Source organism: Corynebacterium sp. HMSC074C01, assembly GCF_001814605.1.
Classification (GTDB): domain Bacteria; phylum Actinomycetota; class Actinomycetes; order Mycobacteriales; family Mycobacteriaceae; genus Corynebacterium.
The window spans coordinates 1-287 of sequence record NZ_KV817234.1 but is presented as its reverse complement, the minus strand read 5'-3'; the positions used below and the strand labels follow the sequence as shown (position 1 = coordinate 287).

The 287-nt window shown below is 50.2% G+C and carries 1 protein-coding gene; it reads left to right on the top strand.

Going from position 1 to position 287, the window contains the following annotated elements:
* The coding region (locus tag HMPREF2978_RS13525) for a DDE-type integrase/transposase/recombinase (protein ID WP_371326347.1) at nucleotides 1–287 on the top strand (287 nt) is incomplete at its 3' end.

The window sequence follows — 287 nt, the reverse complement described above, 5'->3', positions numbered from 1 at the left end:
GTGGGATGGACTGTCCAACACCGACAGGAAAAGACCATCGCTACACGCCTGATCGAACAAGTCATTGCTGACCAGGAACTCAACGGTCACAGCGTTGACGTCGTACACACCGACAACGGCAAAGTCATGACCTCACACATGATGAAGACCATGCTGGATGAACGCGGCGTGCAGCTGTCATTGATTCGGCCGAATGTTTCGAATGACAACCCATTTGAAGAGTCATCACATCGCACAATCAAGCATCACCGCTATGCGTTAGAAACCTATGATGATATCCAGCATGC